This is a genomic window from Amycolatopsis sp. M39 (assembly GCF_001651785.1).
In the GTDB taxonomy this organism is placed as follows: domain Bacteria; phylum Actinomycetota; class Actinomycetes; order Mycobacteriales; family Pseudonocardiaceae; genus Amycolatopsis; species Amycolatopsis rubida.
Genome location: NZ_LWSF01000037.1, coordinates 32,011 through 57,337 on the forward strand (window position 1 = coordinate 32,011; position 25,327 = coordinate 57,337).

Here is a 25,327-nt window from a genome sequence, read left to right on the forward strand (position 1 = left end):
AACCAGGAGAATTCCATGTCCGAGATCGTGGTTATCGCTCGCCTCCAAGCCAAACCTGGCCGCGGGTCCGAAATGCTCGCACTGTTTTCCGAACTGGTCCCCGAAGTGCTGCGCGATGAGCCGGACACGTTGCGGTATGCCTTTTACGTCGAGCCGGATTCCGACCCGTTGCGAGTGACAGTGGTCGAGAAGTATCCCTCGCGCACGGCACTCGACGCGCACAACACCGGCGTGCTGACCAAATACCTGCCCCGGCTGCTCGAATTGCTCGACGGCGCACCCGAAACTGTCGAGCTGCGACCGGCGGAGCTGGCGGTCTCGGTCAGCACGGACGACGCGGCCCGGCTGGGCCTCTAGCCGGGAAAAGCAGGCCACCAGATCCCGCCCTCAGCATTGTCCGCAGGACGACCTGCTGCTTCGCGTAGCAGTCCGCACCCGCACCGCGCTCCCCGCGCAGACGATCACGGCCAGCCCGCCCAGAATGGTCTGCCAGGTCAGCTCCTCGCCGAGGAATACCGCTGCCCATAACAGATTCAGCACCGGCTGCACCAACTGCACCTGGCTGACCTGAGTCATCGGCCCGATGCCCAGCCCGCGATACCACGCGAAGAAACCCAGATACATGCTCACCACCGCCAAATAAGCGAAAGCGGCCCACTCGCCTACGGTCGCATGTGGAGGGTGGCTCGCCACCGACACGACGGTCAACGCGACCATCAAGGGCGAGGCGACCACCAGCGCCCACGAAACGGTTTGCCAGGCGCCTAATTCCCGCGCCAGCAAACCGCCTTCTGCGTAACCGACTGCGGCGGCCAGCACCGCGCCGAAGAACAGCGCGTCCGACCACTGCAGTCCACTGAGGCCACCGCCCTGCAGGACGGCGAAGCCGATCGCCGCGACGGCACCGACGATGGCCAGGGCCCAGAAAGTCGCGGGTGGACGTTCGCGGGTGCGGAGCACCGCTGCTACCGCGGTCGCGGCGGGGAGCAGCGCGATGACGACGGCGCCGTGGCTGGCGGAGGCTGTGGTGAGGGCGTACGAGGTCAGCATCGGGAAGCCGATCACCACTCCGCCCGCGACGACGGCGAGGCGGAACCACTGGGTGCCGCGCGGGAGTCGTTGTTTGGCGGCGATCAGCGCGACGCTCGCGAGCACCGCGGCGGCCGCTGCCCGGGCAGCGCCGATGAACATCGCCGAGAGGCCGCCGTTTTCCACCGCGACCCGGGTGAACGGCACGGTGAACGAGAACGCCACGACACCGAGCAGGCCCCACCAAAGACCGGTCCGGGGTAGCGCCGGTGCTTCTGGGAGAGTAGCGCTATCATTCAGTTTCATGTCCGACGATAGCAGCTCTCGGATCGCTTCGACACTGCGCGAGTGGATCGCCACCGCCCCGGCGGGAGCGAAGCTGCCCTCGTCGCGGGAGCTGGTCGCACGGTATTCGGCCAGTCCGGTGACTGTCCAGAAGGCACTGCGCAGCCTGTCTTCCCAAGGACTGGTGGAGAGTTTGCCGGGAGTCGGCACGTTCGTCCGCGCGGCGCCCGCCACCGGGTCCGGCGACTACGGCTGGCAGACCGCGGCGCTGGGCACCCCGGGGCACGGGCTGCTCAAACAGCCCGCGTCGCTGCAGCCGGTCTCCACTGGCTCAGTAGCGCTTCATTCCGGCTATCCCGACCCAGAGCTGCTGCCGGAGCGTCTCGTCCGGAGCGCGTTCTCCCGGGCCGCACGGACGGCGGCACTGGTCGGACGGCCGCCGACCGCGGGTGTTCCCGAACTCCAGGCCTGGTTCGCCGCGGAACTGCGCGCGGCGACCCCGGCCGATATCGCCCCGGTGACCCCGCGCGACGTCGTGATCACCCCGGGCAGCCAGAGCGGCCTGGTCACCGCCTTCCGCGCGCTGGTCGGCCCGGGACAGCCGCTGCTGCTGGAATCCCCGACGTACTGGGGCGCGATCCTCGCGGCGGCGAAAGCGGGCGTCGCGGTGGTTCCGGTGCCGAGCGGCCCGAACGGGCCGGATCCCGACGCACTGGCCAGGACGTTCGAGCAAACCGGCGCGCGGGCCTTCTACGCGCAGCCCAGTTTCGCCAGCCCGACCGGTGCGCTGTGGCAGCCCGGCCTGGCCGGCCGCGTCCTCGACACCGTCCGCCAGCACGGCGCTTTCCTGATCGAGGACGATTCCGCGCACGATTTCGGCATCACGGCGGAACCGCAGCCGCTCGCGGGCCGCGACGACGACGGCCACGTGGTCTACCTTCGCTCCCTCACCAAGAGCGTCTCCCCCGCGATCCGCGTCGCCGCGCTGATCGCCCGCGGCCCGGCGCGCGACCGGATTCTCGTCGACACGCTGGCGGAATCGATGTACGTCAGCACGGTGCTGCAGACCGTCGCACTCGACGTCGTGACCCAGCCCGCCTGGCGCACCCACCTGCGCCGGGTCCGGCACCAGCTCAAGATCCGCCGCGACCTGCTGCTCACCGGCCTCCGCGAACACGCGCCCGCGGTCCAGGCGGAATCCGTGCCGCAGGGCGGACTGAACCTCTGGGCGCGCCTTCCCGGAACGGTCGACCTGGCACGGGTGGTCCGCGATTGCGAATCCGCTGGTGTGGTCATCGGCCCTGGCGACGAATGGTTCCCCGCCGAGCCGACCGGACGGTTCATCCGGCTCAACTACGCCGGGCCGAATCCGGACGCGTTCGCCGACGCCGCGCGGGTGATCCAGGCGGCGGTCCTGGCGAACGCCTGACCACGGTTTCTCAGCAGCGTGTGCGGACTCAGCGGCGTTCGGGGCCTTCCCCCGCGCCGATTGGCCCGGCGCGCGACGCCCGGACGGACTTCTCGCCAGTGAAGCCTGCGGCCCGTTTCGTCCGGCCGCTAGCCGTTTTCCGCGCGCAGAGCCGCTTTTCGCACCTTCCCGGCCGGCGTCAGCGGCAGGCTGTCCCGGACCACGATCTGGCGCGGAACCTTGTAATCGGCCACCTGCACCGCGCAGAACTCCTTCAGCTCCGCTTCGGTGACCGCCGATTCCGGTGCCGGGACAACGTAATACCGGCCGATCTCCCCCAGCACCGGATCGGGCACGCCGACCCCGGCCGCCAGCAGCACCCCGGGATGCGCGGCGAGGACGTTCTCCACCTCGACCGGATAAATGTTGAATCCGCCTTGGACGAACATGTCCTTGGCGCGGCCCTGCAGCGTCAGGCAACCGTCCTCGTCCGCGCGGGCCATGTCGCCGGTGTGCAGCCAGCCGTCCGCGTCGAGCGCCGCGGCGGTTTCGGCCGGCAGGTTGTGGTAGCCGGCCATGATCGACGGGGTCCGGAACAGCAATTCGCCGGTTTCGCCGGTCGGCAGTGCTTCTCCGGACGGGGACGCGATTTTTGCTTCCACCCCGGGGAAAGGGACGCCGATCGAGCGTTCGGTCGCTTCCGTGCCGGCATTCCACGGCGTCATCACCACGGCACCGGACACCTCGCTCAGCCCGTACAGATTCATCACCGTCGCCTTCGGGAACGCAGCCGTAAGGCGTTGCAGCAAAGCAGGTTCCGCATTCGCGCCACCGGTGACGACTACGCGGATCGCGGAAGTGTCGATGCCGGCGAAACGCTCGTGGTTCAGCAGCAGCGTGTGCATCGTCGGCACGCCGACCCACATCGTCAGGCCAGCCGTCCGGAACAGATCAGCGGCAGCACCGGCGTCGAAGGACGGCAACAGCACCGTCCGGCTGCGCGCGACCAAAGCGGACAGGATGCAGCAGGTGATGCCGCTGACGTGGTTCAGCGGAACGGCCACCGGCAGCACGTCGTCGGCGCTCAGCTGCAGGTGATCGGCTTCCGCGGCGGCGGACGCCAGCTGGCCGCGATGAGTCAGCGTCGCGCCTTTGGGACGGCCGGTGGTGCCGGAGGTGTAAATGATCATCACCGGATCGTCCTTCTCGACTGCCGCCGACGCGGCCGCCAGCGCCTCGGTGTCCGGCTCCGCTGCGCCCAGTTCGGCGAAAGTCGCCGCGGAAACGCCAGGCAGCTTGAGGTTTCCCAGCAGGGCGAGGAAATCGACGTCCCCCGCCGAAGGTTCGGTGACCACGAGACGCGCGCCGGAATCGTTCAGGATGTGCGCGAATTCGGTTTCCCGGTACCGAGGACTCAGCCCGACGACCGCCGCGCCGATCTTCGCGGCGGCGAAGTACACCGCCAGCCACTCCGGCGTCGTGCGCCCGTTGACCGCGATCCGATCGCCGCGCCGCACGCCCCGCCGCAGGAAATCGGCGGCGATCCGGTCCGACCAGGCGTCCATCTCGGCGAACCGGAGGTCCTGGGAACCGGCCGTCCAGCCGACGGCGTCCGCAGGCGCGGTGCGGAGCAGGTCGTGAATACGCGTCATCGCTCGTCCTCACTGGGTCAGGTGGACGGCGAGGAAGTCGAGCTGATCCGCGACGACCTTTTCGACCACAGGCGGATGGTAGACGGTGAAGTGATCCGCATCGTAGTGCTTCAGCACGGCCCGCGGCGGCGATCGACGGGTCGATGAGATTCTCGCGGTCGCAGGCGCAGATCAGCAGCGGACACCGCACCCGCGAGGCCCGCGCGGCGGCGTTGTAGAACACCATGCCCAAGCCGGACGCGGCGGTGATCCGGTTGTCGAACTCACCGCCCTCCGGCGTGACCGATTCCCCGCCCTCCAGCGCGCCGAGCTGATTCACGAAGGCCAGCTCGCCCGGACGGCCGGCCAGCGGAACGTACCGGCGAGGCAACCGCAACGCGGACCGCACCAGGTCCGCCACGATCGGCCCGGCGAACCGCGCCAGGTGCCGCGGCCCGGCTCGCGCCACGACGGCCCGGCCGCTGAACACCGGACCCTGCACGACCGCCGCGGCCAGCGACGGATCCCGCGCCGCCGCGGCGAGCACGTGACTGGACCCGAACGAGGTTCCCCACAACGCGATCCGGCCCGCCTCGATCTCCGGCCTGCCGCGGGCGAACGCCAGCGCGGCGTCGACGTCCTCGGCGTACCGGCGCTGGCTGACCCGTTGCCGGGGCTCGCCGCCGGATTCGCCGAGGTGCCGGAAATCGAACGCCAGCACGGCGAAACCCGCTGCGGAGAACCAGGTTTCGTACTGGCCGAGCGTCATCTCGTGCGTCGCGCCGCCGCCGTGCACGAGCACGAGCGCCGGATGCGGCCCCGGCCAGTCCGGGACGGTGAGCCAGGCCGCGCACTCGTCGCGGCCGGAACGAAAGGCGGTGCACACCATCCCTCCATCAAGTACGTTGTACGTGAACCCAGCTGAACACGTGCCTTGCACTTAATCAAAGAGATTCCTGCCCGCACCGCGGAAGTTCACGCGCGCACGGCTGCAGGCCGCCGCGCTCGCGCTGGTCGACACCGCCGGACTGGACGGCCTGACGATGCGCAGCCTCGCGACCGAACTGGTCACCGGGCCGATGACGATCTACAACTACGTCGACGGCCGGGACGGGCTGGAACAACTCGTCACGGAAGCGGTGCTGGCCTCGGCGACCTGGCCGGATCCCTCCGGCGACTGGCGCGCCGACGTCCATGCCGTCGCCGAGGGAATGTGGCGGGCGGTGCGGGCGCATCCGCACGCCATCCCGCTGATCCTGACCCGCCGCAGCTTCGACCTGCCGGCCCTCCGGCCGGCCGAGGCTCTCGTGCAAGCGCTCGCGCGGGGCGGACGGTCCGGCACGGAACTGCTGGTCGCGTTCCGGACCGTGGCGGCCTTCGTCACCGGGCTTGCGCAAGCCGAACTGGCCGGTCCGCTGTCACGCGACACGGACGTCAGCGAGACCACCGGCAGGATCGCGGAGCTGCCGTTCGCCGGACTGGCCGAGATCGCCAAGGCCGCCGCGGCAAGCGATCCGGAAGCCGAGTTCGCCGAGGGAATGCGCATCGTTCTGGCTGGCCTGCACGAAAAAACCCGGTGACCGCCCCAAAGCGGTCACCGGGTCTCCCGCACTGCGTCAAGACAGGTGATGCACGTCCTGCAGCCCGTACACCGGCGTCTCAAGCCCTTCGAAGCGCGCCTTCAACTGCAGCGCCAGATACAGCGAGTAATGCCGCGACTGGTGCAGATTCCCGCCGTGGAACCACAATCCCTCCTGCTGGGTGGGCTTCCACATGTTGCGCTGCTCGCCCTCCCACGGGCCGGGATCCTTCGTCGTCTCCGAGCCGAGGCCCCAGCATTTGCCGACCTTGTCCGCGGTTTCCTGGCCGGCCAGGTCGGCGACCCAGCCGTTCATCGAGCCGTAGCCGGTCGCGTAGACGACCACGTCGGCCTCCAGTTCCGTACCGTCGGAAAGCACCACCGAGTTCGCGGTCAAGCGGTCGACCTGGCCGTGCGCGAGCTTGATGCTGCCGTTGGCGACGAGTTCCGAAGCGCCCACGTCGATGTAGTAGCCGGAACCTCGGCGCAGGTACTTCATGAACAGGCCGGAGCCGTCGTCGCCCCAGTCGTGCTTGAAGCCCGCTGCCTCAAGCCGGGCATAGAAGTCCTTGTCGCGCTCGTGGATCGCCTGGTACACCGGGATCTGGAACTCCGGCATGATCCGGTACGGGATCGAGGCGAAGATCAGGTCGGCCTTCTCGGTGGTGACGCCCGCGGCGAGCGCGCGCTCCGAGTACAGGTCGCCGAGGCCGAGATCCATCAGCGAATCCGACTTCACGATGTGCGTGGACGAGCGCTGCACCATCGTCACGTCCGCGCCGTGCTCCCACAGCGCCGCGCAGATGTCGTGCGCCGAGTTGTTCGACCCGACGACGACCGCCTTCTTGCCCGCGTACGCGTCCGGGCCGGGGTGCTGCGACGAGTGGTGCTGATCGCCCTCGAACTCGTCCATGCCGGGGAACGACGGCAGATTCGGCTTTCCGGACATCCCGGTCGCGAACACGACGTGCCGCGGCGTGAGGACCACCTGCTCGCCGTCGCGGTCCACCGTGACGTGCCACTGCTTCGCGTCGTCGTCCCACACCGCCGAGGTGACCGCCGAACGCGTCCAGTACGGCACCTCCATCAGCCGCGTGTACATCTCAAGCCAGTCGGCGATCTTGTCCTTCGGCGCGAACACCGGCCAGTTCTCCGGGAACGGCAGGTAAGGCAGGTGGTCGTACCAGACCGGGTCGTGCAGGCAGAGGTTCTTGTACCGCTTGCGCCACGAATCGCCGGGCCGGTCGTTGCGCTCCACCACCAGCGACGGCACGCCGAGCTGGCGCAGCCGGGCGCCGAGCGCGATCCCGCCCTGGCCGCCGCCGATCACCACGACGTAGGGCTGCCGGTCGTAGCCGAGCGTCTCCTGCTCCTCGGCCCGCTTCTCCGCCCACGACCGGCGGCCGCGGACCACGCCGTGCTCGACGCCCTTGGGCCGGCGTTCCCGCTGCGACTCCTCGAAGCCCTTCAGCTCACGCAAGCTGGTGAGCAGCGTCCACGCGCCTTCTTCCTTCAGCCGCAGATGCCCCTTCGCGCGTCCGGCGGCGGTCTCGAACTCGATCCACGCCTCGGTGACGCCGTCGGCCTCGGTGGCCGGTTCGGTGGTGCGGAAGCCGCTCGGGCCGGTCGCTTCCAGACAGCCGCCGAGCAAGCTGGCGACCCCGTCCCGGCCCTCGACGGTCTTGAGGTTCCAGGTGAACGAAACCAAGTCGCGCCAATAGGAATCGACGGCGAACAACGCCGAGGCAGCCTCGATGTCGCGGGCGGCCAGCGCGGCCTCGAACCGGGCCAGCCAGTCCTCGGCCCGGGCCTGCGGCGTGCCCGCCCGCGCGGGCCGGTCGACCGTCTGTGTCATGGCTGCTCCTCCATCTGCTCGCGATGCCAGCGTCGTCGGTGGTGTAGCGCCGATCACACTCCCCGGGCAGGGCGTGCGGCAAGGGTTGCAGCGAGTTGCACGCGCCCGGTGCGTGGAAACATCGGCGCAGGTCACCTATGCTGGGCGGCTAACGCGACGGTGCGGGAGGTGACTGTGGTGGTGCACAGTGCGGTGCCTCCGGGCCGCAACCTGCCCACCCACGCCCGCGACCTCGTCCGCATGCACGAGGCGGTCATCGGCGGCAGCCGTCCCGCGGTGCCGCCGCGGCCGCTCGTCTCGCGCTCCTGGTCCCGCGTGCTGAGCCTCGGCCTCACCGCCGACGGGATGAACGCCCGCGATTCGGTGCCCGGCGACGAGGTCGAACGCCGCAGGCACGGCTCCCCGCTGCGGCACGTCATCGAAGACCTCCGCCAGGTCGTCGGCGCGACGTCCGATTCGGCGCACATGCTCCTGGTAGTCACCGACGCCGACGGCATCATCCTGTGGCGCGAAGGCTCGTCCGCCGTCCGGCGGAAGGCGGACACGCTGGGCTTCGTCGAAGGCTCCGAATGGACCGAATCCCGCGTCGGCACGAACGCGATCGGCACCGCGCTCGCCGAAGCCGCGCCGATCGAACTGCTCGCCGGCGAACACTTCGAGCAGAACCAGCACCCGTGGTACTGCACCGCCTCGCCCATCCACGACCCGCGCACCGGCGAACTGCTCGGCGTCATCGACGTCAGCGGCCCCGCGCTCACTCTGCACCCCGCGATCGGCGCCCTCGTCGAAACCGGCAAGCGCCTGGCCGAATCCGAACTGTGGCGCACCCACCGCCAGCGCCTAGAACGACTGCGCCAAATGGCTGAACCTGTCCTCTCCGCCGGCCCCGCCCTGGTCGTGGACGAGGACGGCTGGGTCGCCCACAGCGTCGGCGTCTCCGCGGGAGAACGCATCGCCGCCCCCCGAGCAGGCCAGGTAGTCGCCGTCCCCGGCCTGGGAGCCTGCCTCCCCGAACCCATCGCCGACGGCTGGCTCGTCCGCCCCGCCGACACCGCCCGCACCGTCCGGCTCGACCTGGACCTCACGCCCGCTCCCCTGCTGAGCTTCCAGGCAGGCGACACCGGCTGGCGCCGCCCGGTCACCAAACGGCACGCCGAAATCCTGGTCCGCCTCCACAAAGCAGGCCGCGAAGGCCTGTCGGCGGTCGCGCTGAGCCACGCCCTCTACGGCGACGCCGAACACCTGGTCACCGTCCGCGCCGAGGTGTCGCGCCTGCGCCGCCTGCTCGGCGCCATCGTCGACACCCGCCCCTACCGCCTGGCCGAAGGCGTGCGCATGACTGTCCACGCAGGACAGTGACCAGCACAGTCCGGCAAACCGGCCCCCAATGCGGGCGTCGCCGAGGCGTCCGCTAATGTTTACGACACGTTGCACAGCAGCAAGCGCGATTAGCTCAGCGGGAGAGCGCTTCCCTGACACGGAAGAGGTCACTGGTTCAATCCCAGTATCGCGCACTCCAGTCCACCCCAGGCTGGTGCGTTGCACAACGGGCGATTAGCTCAGGGGGAGAGCGCTTCGTTCACACCGAAGAGGTCACTGGTTCGATCCCAGTATCGCCCACTCGACTTGAGGCGAGCTATGCCCGCACAGAGCGCGGGCCTGCTCGTCTCGTCGTGTTTTCTGGGGGTGCGACCCCCAGGCCCCGCCCGGAGGGGCTTCGCCCCCCGGACCCCCCAAGGTGCGTGGTCCCGTCGATTTTGTGGGTTTCGGTTTGGCGGGGTCGGGCTTCGCGTGTGAGCGTCGCCGCGGCGGCGATCCGGTCGCCCGAGAGTTCCCGGACCCGGTCCGAGATGCGCAGGTCGGTGAGGTTGCCCGCCGAATCGACCGTGACGGCGACCAAGCCGTCCTCGCCGGTCTCGGTCACCGACACCTGCCCGGCCGCGGCCTGCATCGCCTGGTACCGCTCGGCTTTCGCTTTCGCCTGGGCGACCATCTGGTCGATCCGCGCGGCGGGGCCGGGCCCGTTCGGCGGCGGATCGCTCATGGTGTGCTCCTTCTTCCGTCCGGACCGTCCGCCAGGAAAGCACAGTTCGGCCCGCTCAGCCGAAGTGCTTGTGCGCCAAGAAGCACCCATGACTTTTTTGCCCGGAAACCTGGTCCCGAGTCTCGCCCGGCGCACCGCGGCGATCACGAGAAGCCGTCCCCGGACGGAGTATTCACCCGCGCGCCAGATCCGGGACACTCAGCTCGTTCATGCTCTTCCCCGGGCGAGCGGCGGCCGGTGACTCCGGGCGACCGCTGTCTCGCCGCGAACACGTGGAGGAACGCACCATGGCGGGTACGAGTCGCCGGAATTTTCTCGGCATGGCGGGCGCATCGCTCGCCGGAGCAGCGGCAGGCGGGCTGCTGCCCGGGTCTATCGGGAAGGCGCTCGCGGTCGAACCGGCCCGCCGGTCGGGCACCATCGAGGACGTCGAGCACGTCGTCGTCCTCATGCAGGAGAACCGGTCCTTCGACCATTATTTCGGCACCATGCGCGGCGTGCGCGGCTACGGCGACCCCCGGCCGCACCTGTTGCCCGGCGGGCGGCCGGTCTTCTACCAGCCGCCGGCGAAGGTGCGCACCTCCGCCTACCACAGCCGCGGCCTGCCTGACGACGCCGAGTACGTACTGCCGTTCCCGCTCGACGCCCTGCGCACCAGCGAGCACATCGCCGGCACCCACCACGGCTGGGGCAGCGGCGAACCGCTGTGGAACGGCGGGCGTTACGACGGCTGGGTGAACGAAAAACAAGACGTGTTCACCATGACCTACCAGCAGCGGTCCGAGCTGCCGTACCACTACGCGCTCGCCGAAGCGTTCACTATCTGCGACGCCTACCACTGCTCCGTCCCCGCGGACACCGCACCGAACCGGATCCTGCTGTGGTCCGGCACGATCGACACGCAGAACCGTCTCGGCAGCAAAAAGAACGGGCCCGGGCTCGGGGAACGGCCGGGCACCAACGGCTACAGCTGGACGACCTACCCCGAACGGCTGCAGCAGGCCGGGGTGAGCTGGAAGCTTTACCAGGGCGGCAGCGGTATCCCCGGCGAGCCGACGGACAACTACACGGACAACTCGCTTGAGTTCTTCGCGCAGTACCACCCGCAGGAAGGCGCGTCCGGGCCGCTGGTCGAGCAGGGCGTCTCGACGCACACGCTCAAGGAGTTCCGCGCCGACGTCCAGGCCGGGAAGCTGCCGCAGGTCACCTGGATCGTCCCGCCGTACAAGTACAGCGAGCACGCCGCCGCTTCCGCCAGCGACGGCGCGTACTACCTGAACCTCGTCCTCGACGCGCTCGTCTCGAACCCCGAGGTGTGGAGCAAGACCGTCTTCTTCATCAACTACGACGAGAACGACGGCCTGTTCGACCACGTCGTCCCGCCGATGCCGCCGCTGCTCAACCAGGCGGGCACGGACGGCCTGGTCTCGGGCTCGCTCGCCGCGAGCCTGCCCGATGAGACCCTCGATTTCGACAAGCTCCCGAAGGGCACCGGCGGCGCGCCGACCGGCGTTGCGCTCACCGGCAAACACCCGGCCGGGCTCGGTTCCCGGGTACCGATGCTCGTCGTGTCGCCGTGGTCGCGCGGCGGCTGGGTCTGCTCGGAAACCTTCGACCACACCTCGGTGCTGCGCTTCCTCGAAGCCCGGTTCGGCGTGGCGGAGCCGAACATCAGCGCGTGGCGGCGGTCCGTCTGCGGCGACCTCACCTCGGCGTTCGACTTCTCCCGCCCGCAGGCCAAACCGGTCGTGACGCCCACGCCCGCCCCGCTGCCGAGCAAGAACCAGCCGTTCTCGGTGAAGCTTCCGCAGACGATGCCGAAGCAGGAGCCGGGCGTCCGGCCCGCGCGGGCGCTGCCGTACCGGTTCACCACCGCGCTCGCCGGAAAGCGCGACGGGCGCTCGGTTTCGGTGCGATTCACCAACGACGGCACCGCGGGCGCGTACTTCTACGTCTACGCGCACGGCGACTCGCCCCGCCGTTACACGGTCGCCGCGCACGACACCATCAGCGACATCTGGGAGGGCGCGCCGGGCACCGACGAGCACGGCAACTACGACCTGCGCGTCACCGGCGCGAACGGTTACCTCGCGCAGTTCACCGGGACCACCGCGGACGCCACCGAACCCGAGGTCTCGGTGTCCACGAACCACTACGGCGCCCCGCTGCTGACCCTGACCGTCACGAACCCGGGCCGTCAGCGCCGGAAATTGAAGCTGCGCAACGATTACAGCCGTGGCGCCGCCCGCACGATCGTGCTCGGTCCTGGCGAAACCCGGCGGGTGCCGTGCGAAACGGCGTCCGCGTTCGGCTGGTTCGACATCTCGGTGACCGACCCCGCCTCGCCGGGCTACCTGCGCCGGTTCGCCGGGCACAACGAGACAGGCCGGCCGAGCTTCAGCGACCCCGGTCCGCGCCGGTAATCCCGCCGGAAAACCACGAAAGAGAGCGGAAACGCCCGGCCGGGTGGACCCTTCCGGGCGTTTCCGCATTCCGCTCGCTTCATCGATTCAGTCGTGCCACGCTCGGCGCATGCGGATCGGCGACCTCGGCTGTCCCGGAGCGAACGCGGTGCTCCGGGCTTTCGCCCGCAAAGGCATTCACGTGCACGACTGGGAAATCTCCGGCATCCAGGACGGCTGGGCCGGGCTGCGGGAGAACCGGAGCGTGCCGATCGGGTCTCCCGAGATCGGCGAAATCCGCCACCGGCCCTTTCTCAGCTCGTCGCGCGGCCCGGTCAAGCCGGGCGATTCGCTGCACAACCTCGACGCGCTCGTCGTGCTCGGCTCGGCGGATGCCCTTGCCGGGGCAGCGAAACTCGCCGCCGACGCGCTCGACCGCTGTCGCACTACCGCCGAATCGCACGAGCGCGCGCTGGTCGTCGAGGTCGCCAGCCAGGATTCCGGCTGGCTGGCCCTGCACGCCGGGCTGGCCAGCGGCGCGGACGTGATCCTCGGCCCGGAGCACCCATGCGGTCTCGACCGAGTGCTGCCCCGGGTGACGCGCCGCTTCGACCGAGGCCGCGCGCCGATCATCGTGGTCTCCGAAGGCGCGCTCCCGGACGGGATTCCGGTGCCGAACGGCGTGGCGACCTGGCTGTCCGAGGAGATTTCGCGGCGAGCCAGGAAGGCGGACGGCCGACCGCGTCCGACCGGAACTGGGCATCCGGTTCGGCCTGCGCGCGGTCGACGCGGTGCACTCCGGCGAGTCCGGCGTCATGGTCACGTTGCGCGGCACCGATGTCATCACCGTCCCGTTGGCCGCGGCAGCCGTGCGCAAAACGGTCTCTCCCGAGCGCTACCGCGAAGTCGACGCTCTGCTCAGCTGACGAAGCGGGCTAAAGTCCGGCGCATGAAGCGCGCATCGGCGGCCGACGGGCTCGACCTCTACCTGCCCGCGTCCACCACCCGCCCAGCGCACGCGCTCGAAACGGCTTTGCGCGCCGCAGTCGTCGACGGCCGTCTTCCGGCAGGCACCCGGCTGCCCGCTTCGCGCGCACTAGCCACCGACCTCGGCATCGCCCGCAGCACCGTCTCCGAGGTCTACTCGCGACTCGCCGCCGAAGAACGCACGCTCGCCCTCGCCTTGGCTGCCGACGCCCTGGCAAATGGACTGATTTCTTAGCTCCGGATTGGTCGAGAATCCGGTCCATTCGCGACCTAGCCTAGGTCCGTGACCACGCCGATCCCATCCCATCACGCCTCGATTTCGACGCTCTGGCCCCGATTTTCTCCCGTGCGATGAGCACTTTGGACGACGCCACGACCCAGCAGCTTGACCACGCGGGCATCGACCCGGCCCTGCGCGAACTGGTCCGCCTCCGCGCGTCCCAGCTCAACGGCTGCGCATACTGCGTCGACATGCATTCGCAAGCCGCACGCAAGGAAGGCGTGCCAGCACAGCGGGTCGACGCGCTCGCGGTCTGGACGGAATCCGGCCTGTTCACCGCTGCCGAGCGAACCCGCGCTCGCGCTCACCGAGGACGTCACGCGCCTCTCCGAAACGCACGTGCCCGAGTCGACCGTTTCCGAGGCCGTCACGGCATTCGGCGAGGAAGGCACGGCCGCGCTGATCGCGCTCCTCACCGCCATCACCATGTGGAACACGGTCGGCGTGACGACCCGTTGCTGGTCGGTCAGCCCGGCATGACCACCGCGCGCACGGCGATCCGGCGGCTCGCCACCGCACAAGCCCTGACCTCGGCGGGCGACGGCGCGGTGCTGGCCGTGTCCGCCGTCCACTTCACCACCAGGGTCGGCCTGCCGGCGGGAATCGTGGCGCTCGGGCTGTCGCTCGGCGCCGCGACGAGCCTGACCACCACCGTTCCGTTCGGGACGCTGCTGGACCGGATCGGCGCTCGCCGAGCGCTCGCCGCGGCGACTGTCGCCGCGGTCGCGGGCCTGCTGTTGTTCGCCGTCGCGCGCTCTGTTCCGCTGTACATCGCCGCTTGCGCGCTCTTCGCCTGCGGGCAGAGCGCGCTCGCGGCGGGCCGCCAAGCCGTCGTCGCTCCCGAAGGCCGCGTCCGAGCCCGTGCGTTGCTGCACACCGCCGTCAACATCGGCATCGGCGCGGGCTCCGGACTCGGCGCACTCGTCCTCGCCGCAGGCACGAACGCAGTCACCGTTTTTGTTGCCGATGCTGGATTATTCGTCTTCGCCACCGCGCTGTACCTGCACGCCCGACCGGACGCACCGGCCGAACGCCAGACCGGCTGGNCGGTGCTGGCGGCGGTCACGCAGCTGACCATGCCGATCCTCAGCGTCACGGTTCCACTGTGGATAGTCACCCGCAGCTCCGCTCCACAATGGACGTCCGCAATGGCGCTGCTGGCCAATACCGTCCTCGTCGTACTCCTCCAGCTGCCGATCAGCCGACAGGTCCGCGACGCCCGCACGGCCCGCCGATCCCTTGCCGTGGCCGGAATCTTCCTGATCGCCGCCTGCACCGTCTTCGGCTCGCTCAGCGCTTCCGAACACCCGGTGGTCCTGGCACTGGCCGGCGCACTCCTGCTCACCCTCGCCGAAACGACCGCCTCCGCCGGGGCCTGGCATCTCGCGTTCAGCCTTGCCCCCGGCGGCAGCCGCGCTGGCGGCCATGGCCGTCCCTCAGCGGAAAGCCGACTGCCCGGTGATCGCCTGACCGACCACGAGCGTGTGCATCTCGACAGTGCCCTCGTAGGTCAGCACCGATTCGAGGTTGTTCATGTGCCGGATCACCGGGTACTCCAGCGAAATCCCGTTCGCGCCGAGGATCGTGCGCGCGGTGCGGCAGATCTCGATCGCCTCGCGGACGTTGTTCAGTTTGCCGAGGCTGACCTGTTCCGGCCGCAGCACCCCGGCGTCCTTGCGCCGTCCCAAGTGGATCGCGAGCAGCAACGCCTTCGTGTACTCCAGCGTCATGTCGACAAGTTTCTGCTGCGTCAGCTGGAACGCGGAGATCGGCTTCCCGAACTGCGTGCGGTCCTCGGCGTAGGACATCGCCGCTTGCAAGCACGAACGCGCCGCGCCGACCGAACCCCACACGATGCCGAAGCGGGCCTCGTTGAGGCAGCTCAACGGTCCCTTCAGCCCGGTGACCTCAGGCAGCACCGCGTCCGCGGGCAGCCGCACGCCGTCGAGAACGAGTTCGCTCGTGATCGAAGCGCGCAGCGACAGCTTGTGCTTGATCTCCGGAGCCGAGAAGCCCGGAGTGTCGGTGGGCACCACGAAGCCGCGCACGCCCTTGTCGGTCTGCGCCCACACCACCGCGACGTCGGCGACGCTTCCGTTGGTGATCCACATCTTCCGGCCGTCGAGGACCCAGTCGTCGCCGTCGCGCCGCGCGCGGGTGCGCATGCTGGCCGGGTCCGAGCCGGCGTCCGGTTCGGTCAGCCCGAAGCAGCCGATCGCCTCGCCCGCCGCCATCGAGGGCAGCCACTGCTGCTTCTGCTCCTCCGAACCCCATTTCCAGATCGCGAACATCGCCAGCGAACCCTGCACCGACACCAGCGAGCGGATGCCCGAGTCGGTCGCCTCCAGCTCAAGGCAGGCGAGCCCGTACTCGGTCGCCGACATCCCGGCGCAGCCGTAGCCCTCCAGGTGCATGCCGAGCACGCCGAGCGAGCCGAGGTCCTTGGCGAGGCCGCGGACGTCGGGCAGTTCGCCGCGCTCGAACCAGTCGCCGACGTACGGGTCGATCCGGTCGGCGCAGACCCGGCGGACCGCGTCCGCGATCGCCTTCTCGTCTTCGGTGAACAGGTCGCCGAGCCCGGCGGGGTCGCGCGGATCCAGCGGCGGCAGGGACTTCGTGGCGCTCATTTCTTCTCCTCTGCGAGCCAGCGGCGAATCTCGTCGCTGTGCTGCCCCAGCCGGGGCGGGGCGGTGTAGCGGGCGACCGGCGTCTCCGAATAGCCGATCGGGTGACGGACCTGGGGCGGCGAGTCGCCGACCGGCACGATGGGAGCCAGACCGAGCGATTCCGCGAGCTTGAACCCGTCCGCGAGATCGCCGACCGGACCGGCGGGCACGCCGGCCTCGGTCAGCCGCTCAGCCCACGCGACCACAGTGTCGGTGCCGAGCCGCTGTTCGAGAGCCGCCCTCAGCTCCGGACGATGGCGCACGCGTTCGGCATTCGTCGCGAACCGCTCGTCGTCGGCCAGCTCCGGAACGCCCAGCACCTCGGCGAGGCGGCGGAACTGCCCGTCGTTGCCGCAGGCCAACGCGAGCACGTCGTCCTTGCAGCGCAACGTTTCGTACGGCGCGATCGACGGATGCGAGTTGCCCATCCGCCGCGGCGCGCGTCCGGTCGTGAGGTACGAGGAAGCCTGGTTGGCCATCGAACCGAGCAAACTGGACAGCAGATTCACCTCGACCCGCTGTCCCCGTCCGCTCTGCTCGCGGGCCCGCAACGCGGCGAGAATGCCGATGGTGGCGTCCTTCGCGGCGAGCACGTCCACCAGCGCGACACCGACCTTCGCCGGTTCGTCGGTGCCGGTGACGCTCATCAGCCCGCCCATCGCCTGCACGAGGAAGTCGTAGCCGGGCAGGTCCGCGTCGCCGCCGAAGCCGGAAACCGAGCAGTACACAATGCCGGGATTACCCACGCGGACGGATTCGTAGTCGAGCCCGCGCCGCCGCAGCGCGCCGGAGCGGAAATTCTCCACGAGCACGTCGGCGCGGCTGGCGAGCTCGCGCGCCAGGACCAGGTCGTCCGGATCGCCGAGGTCGAGCGCCACGGACTGCTTGGACCGGTTCGCGCATTCGAAGTACGAGCTGGAGTGCGCCGTCCACGGCGGCCCCCAGCCACGGGTGTCGTCCCCGGAACCGGGCCGTTCGACCTTGATCACCGTCGCCCCGAGGTCGGCCAGGTTCACGCACGCCAGCGGACCGGCGAGCACCCGGCTGAAGTCCGCGACGACGACACCGTCCAGTGGCATGCTCACGAGCGCACCTCCTCGCTACGCATACTGGCATCAAAATACGTATTTACGCAACCCGCAGGTCCGGGTAGAGTTCCCGATCACCCGAGGAGAGAAAGCACCGATGCCGACGCACCCCACGCCGGACGGCCGCCCGAGGCCGCACCACCGGATGATCGACCGGGTGTCGACCATCCTGGAGCAGGCCGCGCGCTCCCGGAACGGGGTCACGCTCACCGAGTTCGCCCGCGAGCTCGACGCACCGATGAGTTCGATCCAGGGCCTGGTCAACGGCCTCGTCGCGACCGGTTACCTCGACGAGCACGACCGCCGCTACTCCCTCGGCCCAGCTCCGTTCCTGCTCATCCGGCTGGTCGGCCGCCCCACTGTCACCACGGTGTCGCACGAGGATCTCGAAGCGCTGCACGCGGAAACCGGGATGACCGCGGTGCTGGCGATCATGGTGGGCAGCGACCTTTATTACGTGGACTACGCCTCGCACGACCCCCGCTACGCCTATCTCGCCGAAGGGTTCGTGCGCCGCTCGCCGATCCGCACGTCGACCGGCTGGATCTTGCTGGCTGCCATGGAAAACCGCGATCTGTGGCCGCAGATCGGCGCTCTGCCGCCCGCGGACGCCGAGCTGGTCGAGCGTTTTCTCCAAGACCTGACCCGGATCCAGGCCGAGGGCCTGGTCGCCGCGCCGAGTGCGTCAACCGAAGCGGACGGCGTGTCGGTCGCGGTCGTGGAGGACGGCCGGACGGTCGCCGCGGTCGGGATCATGGGCAGTCACACCGAAGTGGCCGAGCGCAAAGCCGAGCTGATCGACGTGCTGACCCGGCATCAGCGCGAATGGCGGAAGCGGCCCTAGCCTCAGGGAATTCCGGGGTCGTCATCCGGGGCTCGTACCGGATGTCCGCGAGCACGAACCGGGCAAAGCTGGACTCATGTCGCACCCGCTTGTCCGGAAGCACCACCCCACCGCGTGGACTCCTCCGCTGCAGATCGCCACCGTCGTCTGTTCACTGGTCTTCACTGTCGGCACGATCCTGCAGAACTTCGTGATCATCGACCTCGACATGCTTCGCCTCGCAATGCGGTCGGCCGGAGCCAGTGCCTCCGACGCACCGGGATTCCTGACCGGGCTTCGCACAGTCGGCTGTCTCTACATCGTCGGCAACGCGGCCGGCCTGCTCGCGCTGCGGGGCCGGACGCGGACGTTCTGGGTCGTCGTGGCCGTCAACGTCACCCAAGCCGCCGGGGTCTTCGCGATCCCGCCCGCGGTCTTCGACGCCTCCGTCACCCTCTACGGACCGGCGGGAATCCTCCCGTCAGTGATCACCGACGGCGGCGCTGCGCTGCTCGCCCTGGCCTTGCTCGGCAGTCTCGTCGTCTTCCGAACGCCGTGGGCACAACGCCAGGAGAACTGATCGCCCTACTCGACTTCCGAGAGCTTCGCCAGCACCCCGCCGTCCGGATCCAGTTCGCGTTCCACCTCGACCAGCCGAGCCGTCGCCCGCTGATGCGCGCCGCGTCCGCGCGGCGCGAGATACACCCGGACCCGCCGCCGGTCCTCCGCGTCCACCTCGCGATACGCGGCCGCGGTGGTGACCAGCCGGTCGACCACGCGGGTCAGCGTCGGCCCGGTGACCAGCGTGCGCCCGGCCAGTTCGGTCATCGTGAGGCCGTCGCCCGCGGCGAGCGCGTCCAGCACCAGCCAGCCGTCGAGGGACAGCCCCTCTTGTTTGAGCAGCGGCTCGATCCGCAGCGCGACCGCGCGTGCGGTGCGGGTGAGCGCGCGGATCAACGACGCCTCGGCCGCCTGTGCCTGCCTCATCCGCCCGCCCTCGTTCCGCCCTTGCGCAAATGCCTCCGCATTGTAAGACTTCCAAATGGAAGCAAGTCAACCGGCGAAGAAGCCCGGAGCCGGCATGGGACTCGGAGTCGCCAGCCGCGCGAGCGCGCTGCGCGTCGCGCTGGTCGTCCCGCTGCAGGGACCGGCGGGCCTGTTCGGGCCCTCGTGCGAGGCGATCAGCGAACTCGCGGTCCGGGAACTGAACGACGCGGGCGGAATCCTCGGCCGCGAGGTGACGCTGGAAGTCGTCGACGGCGGCGCTCCGCCCGCCCAGGTCGCGTCGGCCGTGCGGCGCTTGGTCGACGCGGGCGAGATCGACGCGGTCACCGGTTGGCACATTTCCTCAGTCCGCAACGCGCTCGCGCCGGTCCTCGCCGACCGCGTGCCGTACGTGTACACATCGCTCTACGAAGGCGGCGAAAGTCGTTCTGGCATCTACTGTTCCGGCGAAGTCCCACGCGTGCAGATCCAGCCCGCGCTGCGGTGGCTGCGCGACAACTGCGGCGCGCGCAGCTGGTTCGTGGCGGGCGACGACTACGTGTGGCCGCGCGGTTCCGCGGACGCGATCCGGCGCTACGCAAGAGAACTCGACCTCCGGATCGCCGGAGAGGCGTTCGTCGGACTGGGTTCGGGCGACATGGCACGGCTGGTCCGGCGCGTCGAAACCTCGGCGTGCGACGGTGTTCTGATGCTGTTCGTCGGACAGGACGCGGTCCGGTTCAACCGCCGGTTCGCCGCCCGCGGACTTCACGAGCAGATGCTGCGGTTCAGTCCGTTGATGGAAGAAAACATGCTGCTGGCCAGCGGAGCCGAGGCGACCCGAAACCTCTTCGCGTCCGCCGCGTACTTCCGCTCCCTGGTCACCGCGGACGCGATGGACCTGCTCGGCCGCTACGTCCGCCTGCACGGCCCGGCCGCGCCGCCGCTCAACAACGCGGCCGAATCCTGTTACGAGGGCTTGCATACGCTCGCCGAACTCGCTCGCCGGGCAGGCACTCCGGACATGCGCGCCTTCAACGCCGCCATCGACGGCGTCGCCTACGACGGACCGCGCGGCACGGTCGAATTCCACGGCCAGCAAGCCGCCCAGCACGTGCACCTCGCCGCCGCGCGCGGCTGCGACTTCGATCCGATCACCCGGCTCTGACCCGTTCCGTTCCGGTCTTGACGCCCGCCGTCCGGCCATTTATTTTCACTTGACAGTATTTCATCTGGTACCAACTGAGGAGCGTGCGATGAACAACGTCGGCCTGCTCTACGTCGGGGCGGTACTGCTGGTCAACGGGCTGATGCTGCTCGGGCGAGTGCCCGCGCGGTCGGCCGCCGCGCTGAATCTGTTCGTGGGCGGGCTCCAGTGCGTGACGCCGACAGTGCTGATCGTCCAGGCGCACGGGGATTCCGAAGCGATCCTCGGCGCGTCCGGGCTGTTCCTGTTCGGCTTCACCTATCTGTACGTCGGGATCGCGAACCTCGCCGGGCTCGAACCCGAGGGCATCGGCTGGTTCTCGCTGTTCGTCTCGGGCGCCGCGATCGTGTACGCCGGCATAGCGTTCTGGCGGCAGCACGATCCGGTGTTCGGCGTGATCTGGCTGTCCTGGGCGCTGCTGTGGGGCCTGTTCTTCCTCGTGCTCGGGCTCGGCCGCGAGGAGCTGACCCGGTTCACCGGCTGGACGACCGTCCTGCTCAGCCAGCCGACCTGCACGCTGCCCGCGTTCCTCGCGCTCACCGGCGGCTACCGCTCCACCGCGACCGCCGCTCTCCTCGCGGCGGCGGGCGCTGTCCTGCTCGTCGCTCTCGCCGCGGTGCTCGGCTTCCGCGGCCAGTCCCGCCCCGTCCACGACCGCGCCGCGGCCGCGGCCTGACCCGCCACCTGAAGGAGAAACCCCATGCGACACGGTGACATTTCCTCAAGCCCGGACACAGTCGGCATCGCGGTCGTGAACTACAAGATGCCGCGGCTGCATTCGAAGGCCGAGGTGCTCGACAACGCGCGCAAGATCGCCGACATGGTGGTCGGCATGAAGGACGGCCTGCCCGGAATGGACCTCGTCGTGTTCCCTGAATACTCGACCCAGGGGATCATGTACGACGAGCAGGAAATGTACGACACCGCGGCGACCGTCCCCGGCGAGGAGACCGCGATCTTCTCCGCCGCCTGCCGCGAAGCCGATACCTGGGGCGTCTTCTCGATCACCGGCGAACAGCACGAGGACCACCCGGACAAGCCGCCGTACAACACCTTGGTGCTGATCGACAACCACGGCGAGATCGTGCAGAAGTACCGGAAAATCCTGCCGTGGTGCCCGATCGAGGGCTGGTACCCGGGCGACACCACGTACGTCACGGACGGCCCGAAGGGCATGAAGATCTCGCTGATCATCTGCGACGACGGCAATTACCCGGAAATCTGGCGGGATTGCGCGATGAAGGGCGCCGAGCTGATCGTCCGCTGCCAGGGCTACATGTACCCGGCGAAGGACCAGCAGGTGCTGATGGCGAAGGCCATGGCGTGGGCCAACAACTGCTACGTCGCGGTCGCCAACGCGGCCGGATTCGACGGCGTGTACTCGTATTTCGGCCACTCCTCGATCATCGGTTTCGACGGCCGGACGCTCGGCGAAACCGGCGAGGAGGAATACGGCATCCAGTTCGCCCAGTTGTCGCTTTCGGCGATCCGGGACGCCCGCGAGTACGACCAGTCGCAGAACCACCTGTTCAAGCTGCTGCATCGCGGTTACTCGGGCGTGCACGCGGCCGGCGACGGCGACAAGGGCGTGGCGGACTGCCCGTTCGAGTTCTACCGCACGTGGGTCACCGACGCGCAGAAGGCGCAGGAAAACGTCGAGGCCATCACGCGCAGCACGATCGGCGTGGCCGAATGCCCGGTCGGCCAGCTGCCCGCGGAAAAGACCAAGCAGGCCTGATCCTCCGCTGGCCGCCGGTTCCGGTTTTTCGGTTCAGGGAAAGGACACCATGCCGTTCATCACCGACAGGTACCACGACCAGAACCGGAACCGGCAGCCAGCCGCTCCGGCCGCCGGCCCCGTTCCGTCCGCCCCGGACACCCCCGATGCTTTGGCGCGACGCCTGCGCAGCCGCGTCCTTGGCCAAGACCCAGCCATCGACGCCGTCGTCCGGGCCATCACCCTGGCCCGCGCGGGCGCGACGGAACCTGACCGTCCACCCGCGACAGTCCTGCTTCTCGGCCCCACCGGCGTAGGCAAAACCGAACTGGTCCGCCAAGTAGCCGCCGCCCTGCGCTCCGGCCCGGACGACCTGTGCCGAGTGGACATGAACTCCCTCGCCCAAGAGCACTACGCGGCCTCCTTCAACGGCGCCCCGCCCGGTTACGCGGGCAGCAAGGAAGCCTTCACCGTCTTCGACCGGTCCACTGTGGAGGGTGACCCGTACACTCCCGGAATCGTCCTCTTCGACGAGGTGGAAAAAGCCCACCCCACCGTCCTGCGCGCGCTTCTGGGCGTCCTGGACAACGGAATGCTGCGTCTCGCGAACGGCCAGGAGAAGATCTCCTTCCGCAACAGCTTCGTCTTCCTCACCTCGAACCTGGGCTCGAAAGAACTGGCTCGCCGCCGAGGTTCCCGCTGGCGCGCGCTCCTGGACCGCGGCCACACCCGCCGCACCGTTGTCGACAAAGCCCTGCAGTCGTTCTTCGACCCGGAATTCCTGAACCGCATCGACGAAACGGTGATCTTCGACGAACTGGACCGCACCACCATCGAACAAGTCGCCCGCCTCGAAACCGACCTGCTGCGCACGAGACTCCGCCGCCGCGGCGTCGACCTCCAGGTAGCCGAGTCCGCCGTCCGCCTGCTGGCCGATCAAGGCTTCGACCCGGTATACGGCGCCCGCGGCCTGCGCCGGACCCTGCGCACCCGCCTGGCCGCCCCGGTAGCCGCGGAAATCATGCGAGTACGCCCGGCCGGCACCGCCCCGCTGCGGATCACCGCGACCGCCGAGACCGGAACCGTCCGCGCGACCGCCACCGATCCGGAGTCTTGACGCCGCGCGACCGCCTCTCTAAGTTCTCCGGACATAGGACGTCGGACATCCCACGTCCGGAGCGAGAGGCGGTCCCCCCGGTGCTCCCGAGAACAATCACGCTCGCGCTCGCCGCAACGATCTTGAGCGTCGTCCCGGCCCCGCGGGCCAGCGCGCACGGCAGCTGCACGTCGTCGGCCCCGTTCGTCTCGGGCACCGAGGGCTACCACACCTTCCGCATCCCCGCGGTGGTCCGCGCGGCGAACAACTCGCTGCTCGCCTTCACCGAAGGCCGCCGCGACTCCCCCGGAGACTCCGGCGCGATCCACACCGTCGCCAAAACCTCCCACGACGGCGGCTGCACCTGGGGCGACCTGCGCGTAGTCGACAGCAACGGCGAGGCCACCGCCGGAAACCCGACCCCCGTCGCAGCCCGCAACGGCGACCTGGTGCTCTTGACTGTCCACAACGGACCCGTCAGCGAGAAAGCCATCATGTCCGGCACCGTGTCCCCCCAAGACAGCCGCCGGGTCTTCGTCCGGCGCAGCCCCGACAACGGCCGCACCTGGACCCCGGCCCGCGACCTCACCGCCACGGCAAAACTCCCGTCCTGGCGCTGGTATGCCACCGCCCCCGGCCACGCCACCCTCCTCCACCACGGCCGCCACGCCGGGCGAATCATCGTCCCCGCCAACCACTCCAGCGCCCCACCCGCGGGCTCCGCCGACGTGGGAACCGAAGCCAAGTACTACGGCGGGCACGACCTCTACAGCGACGACAACGGCCGCACCTGGCACATCGGCTTCACCGACGACCCGACCGACGGCGTCCTCGCCCCCAACGAAACCACCGCCACCGAACTATCCGACGGCACGGTGTATTTCTTGAGCCGCAACCAAGGCTCCGCGCCCGAGAACCGCCTGGACGCCTACAGCACCGACGGCGGCCGCACTCTGACCCGCCCCTACCAAGTGCAGCCAACCCTGTCCGGTCCGAAAGTAGAAGGCAGCGCCCTGCAAACGACGAACCGCCGCGTACTCCTCTACTCCGGCCCGTCCGATCCAGCGGTTCGCCGCACGATGCAACTCAGGACCAGCTCAGACCGAGGCAGAACCTGGCAACCGTCCACCGTTCTCGCCGACGCCCCCGCCGGGTACTCCGACCTGGTACAGCCAGACCCTTTCACCGTCGGAGTCCTGTTCGAGACCGGCGTCACCAGCGCGTACGAAAAGATCGAATTCCGCCGCTTGCCCCTGTACCCGCGGCCGTCCCCGGTAAAATCGCCCGCATGACGGACTCGTGGCTACGCCGCTTCCACCCCGCCGACGACGCCCCCGCCAGGGTGGTGTGCCTGCCGCACGCCGGCGGCGCAGCCCCGTTTTTCCACCCGCTGTCGAAGTCGCTGTCCCCAGCCGTCGACGTCCTGGCAGTGCAATACCCCGGCCGCCAAGACCGAATGGCCGAACCAGCGTTGCACACCATCGAAGAACTGGCGGACGGCGTCACCCAAGCCCTTCTGGCGTGGCTCGACCTGCCCGTAGTGCTGTTCGGCCACAGCATGGGCGCGACGCTCGCGTACGAAGTCGGCCTGCGCCTGGAGGCAAGGGGCACGCCCGCGGAAGCAGTGGTCATCTCCGGCCGCCGAGCCCCGTCCCGCCTGGTAAACGAACAAATCCACCTCCAAGACGACGACGGTTTGCTGTCCGAGATCGAAGGCTTGGCAGGCACTGATCCGAAGGTGCTGCGAGATCCCGAACTGAGAGAACTGTTCCTCCCGGCCCTGCGCGCGGACTACACGGCTGTCGAGACGTACCGCCCAAGCCCAGGCCCGCTAGCCGCGCCCATCCACGCCCACACCGGAGACGCCGACCCCCATGCCCCAGTGGACGACGTGCAAGCCTGGTCGTCCCACACCAGCGGGGACTTCACCCTGACCACCTACCCGGGCGGCCATTTCTACCTGGTGGACCACGCTGCCGCTCTGACCGACTTCCTCCTGAAGCTGACTACCAGCGGGTTCTAGCCCCTCGCCTCCTCGCCCTGCTCCGGTTCCCCCTGCCCGCCCGTCGTGCGACCCCTTACCTATGCCGTCGAGGAACCCCAACATTGAGGCGACGATCGTCAGCTCTCAACCGGCCGTGCCTCCCCACGCTCGCCCCGCCATCTGGCCCTCGTCACCTGCTAGCCGCGGATCGCGGGCAGGACTCCACCGGGTCTGCCTCGGCGACCATCGGCACCTACCTGCC

21 protein-coding genes, 2 tRNA genes and 2 pseudogenes are annotated in these 25,327 nt (G+C 69.4%); 17 read left to right on the plus strand and 8 right to left on the minus strand.

The window, feature by feature from the left end:
• The first annotated feature begins 15 nt into the window (after positions 1–15).
• Complete coding sequence (locus A4R44_RS42200) at positions 16–357, plus strand: putative quinol monooxygenase (RefSeq protein ID WP_067594437.1); 342 nt, start codon at positions 16–18, stop codon at positions 355–357.
• 30 nt (positions 358–387) lie between these two features.
• Here A4R44_RS42200 and A4R44_RS42205 read toward each other — a convergent pair whose 3' ends face one another.
• Positions 388–1,335 carry a DMT family transporter gene (locus A4R44_RS42205; protein ID WP_067594440.1) on the minus strand — a complete coding sequence of 316 codons (948 nt, stop codon included), beginning with the start codon at positions 1,333–1,335 and terminating at the stop codon, positions 388–390.
• Between A4R44_RS42205 and A4R44_RS42210 the strand changes: the two genes are divergently transcribed.
• On the plus strand, positions 1,334–2,743 hold the full coding sequence (locus A4R44_RS42210; protein ID WP_067594442.1) for a PLP-dependent aminotransferase family protein: 1,410 nt from the start codon (positions 1,334–1,336) through the stop codon (positions 2,741–2,743). The genes A4R44_RS42205 and A4R44_RS42210 overlap by 2 nt on opposite strands.
• A gap of 128 nt (positions 2,744–2,871) precedes the next feature.
• Here A4R44_RS42210 and A4R44_RS42215 read toward each other — a convergent pair whose 3' ends face one another.
• On the minus strand, positions 2,872–4,374 hold the full coding sequence (locus tag A4R44_RS42215) for a class I adenylate-forming enzyme family protein (protein ID WP_067594445.1): 1,503 nt from the start codon (positions 4,372–4,374) through the stop codon (positions 2,872–2,874).
• Positions 4,375–4,822: 448 nt separating this feature from the next.
• Positions 4,823–5,242: pseudogene (locus A4R44_RS52900) on the minus strand (alpha/beta hydrolase); the annotation flags it as partial.
• 154 nt (positions 5,243–5,396) lie between these two features.
• Here A4R44_RS52900 and A4R44_RS42225 point away from each other — a divergent pair.
• On the plus strand, positions 5,397–5,933 hold the full coding sequence (locus A4R44_RS42225; RefSeq protein WP_232792031.1) for a TetR/AcrR family transcriptional regulator C-terminal domain-containing protein: 537 nt from the start codon (positions 5,397–5,399) through the stop codon (positions 5,931–5,933).
• Between the two features lie 36 nt (positions 5,934–5,969).
• Here the strand turns inward: A4R44_RS42225 and A4R44_RS42230 are convergent, their stop codons facing one another.
• Entirely contained in the window at positions 5,970–7,787 is a 1,818-nt protein-coding gene (locus tag A4R44_RS42230; RefSeq protein WP_067594452.1) for an NAD(P)/FAD-dependent oxidoreductase, read from the minus strand.
• Between the two features lie 174 nt (positions 7,788–7,961).
• Between A4R44_RS42230 and A4R44_RS42235 the strand changes: the two genes are divergently transcribed.
• From A4R44_RS42235 to A4R44_RS42245, 3 genes are all read left to right on the plus strand, one after another.
• Positions 7,962–9,146: a GAF domain-containing protein gene (locus tag A4R44_RS42235; protein WP_067594534.1), complete on the plus strand. Its 1,185-nt coding sequence runs from the start codon at positions 7,962–7,964 to the stop codon at positions 9,144–9,146.
• 83 nt (positions 9,147–9,229) lie between these two features.
• Positions 9,230–9,301, plus strand: a tRNA-Val gene (locus A4R44_RS42240).
• A 34-nt stretch (positions 9,302–9,335) separates the two neighbouring features.
• A tRNA-Val gene (locus tag A4R44_RS42245) sits at positions 9,336–9,407 on the plus strand.
• A 16-nt stretch (positions 9,408–9,423) separates the two neighbouring features.
• Here A4R44_RS42245 and A4R44_RS47070 read toward each other — a convergent pair.
• Complete coding sequence (locus A4R44_RS47070) at positions 9,424–9,831, minus strand: YbaB/EbfC family nucleoid-associated protein (RefSeq protein WP_095213967.1); 408 nt, start codon at positions 9,829–9,831, stop codon at positions 9,424–9,426.
• A gap of 287 nt (positions 9,832–10,118) precedes the next feature.
• Between A4R44_RS47070 and A4R44_RS42255 the strand changes: the two genes are divergently transcribed.
• From A4R44_RS42255 to A4R44_RS52905, 3 genes and pseudogenes are all read left to right on the plus strand, one after another.
• A complete protein-coding gene (locus A4R44_RS42255) occupies positions 10,119–12,254 on the plus strand; it encodes a phosphocholine-specific phospholipase C (RefSeq protein ID WP_067594455.1) in 2,136 nt (711 codons plus the stop codon).
• 109 nt (positions 12,255–12,363) lie between these two features.
• Complete coding sequence (locus A4R44_RS42260; protein WP_232792032.1) at positions 12,364–13,455, plus strand: 6-phosphofructokinase; 1,092 nt, start codon at positions 12,364–12,366, stop codon at positions 13,453–13,455.
• A 116-nt stretch (positions 13,456–13,571) separates the two neighbouring features.
• Positions 13,572–14,858, plus strand: a pseudogene (locus A4R44_RS52905) (MFS transporter); the annotation flags it as partial.
• A gap of 78 nt (positions 14,859–14,936) precedes the next feature.
• Here A4R44_RS52905 and A4R44_RS42285 read toward each other — a convergent pair.
• Together A4R44_RS42285 and A4R44_RS42290 are read right to left on the minus strand one after the other, a co-directional pair.
• Positions 14,937–16,127, minus strand: a complete 1,191-nt coding sequence (locus tag A4R44_RS42285; RefSeq protein ID WP_067594473.1) for an acyl-CoA dehydrogenase family protein — start codon at positions 16,125–16,127, stop codon at positions 14,937–14,939.
• Entirely contained in the window at positions 16,124–17,245 is a 1,122-nt protein-coding gene (locus A4R44_RS42290; RefSeq protein WP_067594476.1) for a CaiB/BaiF CoA-transferase family protein, read from the minus strand. The genes A4R44_RS42285 and A4R44_RS42290 overlap by 4 nt, the downstream gene beginning before the upstream one ends.
• Positions 17,246–17,351: 106 nt before the next feature.
• Here A4R44_RS42290 and A4R44_RS42295 point away from each other — a divergent pair, with 106 nt between their 5' ends.
• The gene (locus tag A4R44_RS42295) at positions 17,352–18,098 is read left to right on the plus strand and encodes an IclR family transcriptional regulator (RefSeq protein WP_067594479.1); all 747 of its coding nucleotides are present in this window, start codon (positions 17,352–17,354) and stop codon (positions 18,096–18,098) included.
• A gap of 76 nt (positions 18,099–18,174) precedes the next feature.
• Positions 18,175–18,657 carry a hypothetical protein gene (locus A4R44_RS42300; RefSeq protein WP_067594481.1) on the plus strand — a complete coding sequence of 161 codons (483 nt, stop codon included), beginning with the start codon at positions 18,175–18,177 and terminating at the stop codon, positions 18,655–18,657.
• Positions 18,658–18,662: 5 nt separating this feature from the next.
• Here the strand turns inward: A4R44_RS42300 and A4R44_RS42305 are convergent, their stop codons facing one another.
• Positions 18,663–19,064, minus strand: coding sequence for a MarR family winged helix-turn-helix transcriptional regulator (locus tag A4R44_RS42305; protein WP_067594484.1), 402 nt, complete (start codon positions 19,062–19,064; stop codon positions 18,663–18,665).
• Between the two features lie 94 nt (positions 19,065–19,158).
• Between A4R44_RS42305 and A4R44_RS42310 the strand changes: the two genes are divergently transcribed.
• The 6 genes from A4R44_RS42310 to A4R44_RS42335 all read left to right on the plus strand — a co-directional run bounded on the left by A4R44_RS42310 (position 19,159) and on the right by A4R44_RS42335 (position 25,104).
• Entirely contained in the window at positions 19,159–20,229 is a 1,071-nt protein-coding gene (locus A4R44_RS42310) for a substrate-binding domain-containing protein (protein WP_067594487.1), read from the plus strand.
• 88 nt (positions 20,230–20,317) lie between these two features.
• Entirely contained in the window at positions 20,318–20,944 is a 627-nt protein-coding gene (locus A4R44_RS42315) for an AmiS/UreI family transporter (RefSeq protein ID WP_067594490.1), read from the plus strand.
• A gap of 24 nt (positions 20,945–20,968) precedes the next feature.
• On the plus strand, positions 20,969–22,006 hold the full coding sequence (locus A4R44_RS42320; RefSeq protein WP_067594493.1) for an aliphatic amidase: 1,038 nt from the start codon (positions 20,969–20,971) through the stop codon (positions 22,004–22,006).
• Positions 22,007–22,055: 49 nt separating this feature from the next.
• The gene (locus A4R44_RS42325; RefSeq protein ID WP_067594496.1) at positions 22,056–23,102 is read left to right on the plus strand and encodes an AAA family ATPase; all 1,047 of its coding nucleotides are present in this window, start codon (positions 22,056–22,058) and stop codon (positions 23,100–23,102) included.
• A gap of 80 nt (positions 23,103–23,182) precedes the next feature.
• Positions 23,183–24,373 carry an exo-alpha-sialidase gene (locus tag A4R44_RS42330; protein ID WP_067594499.1) on the plus strand — a complete coding sequence of 397 codons (1,191 nt, stop codon included), beginning with the start codon at positions 23,183–23,185 and terminating at the stop codon, positions 24,371–24,373.
• Positions 24,370–25,104 carry a thioesterase II family protein gene (locus A4R44_RS42335; RefSeq protein ID WP_067594502.1) on the plus strand — a complete coding sequence of 245 codons (735 nt, stop codon included), beginning with the start codon at positions 24,370–24,372 and terminating at the stop codon, positions 25,102–25,104. Before A4R44_RS42330 ends, A4R44_RS42335 begins: the two co-directional genes overlap by 4 nt.
• Positions 25,105–25,327 lie beyond the last annotated feature (223 nt).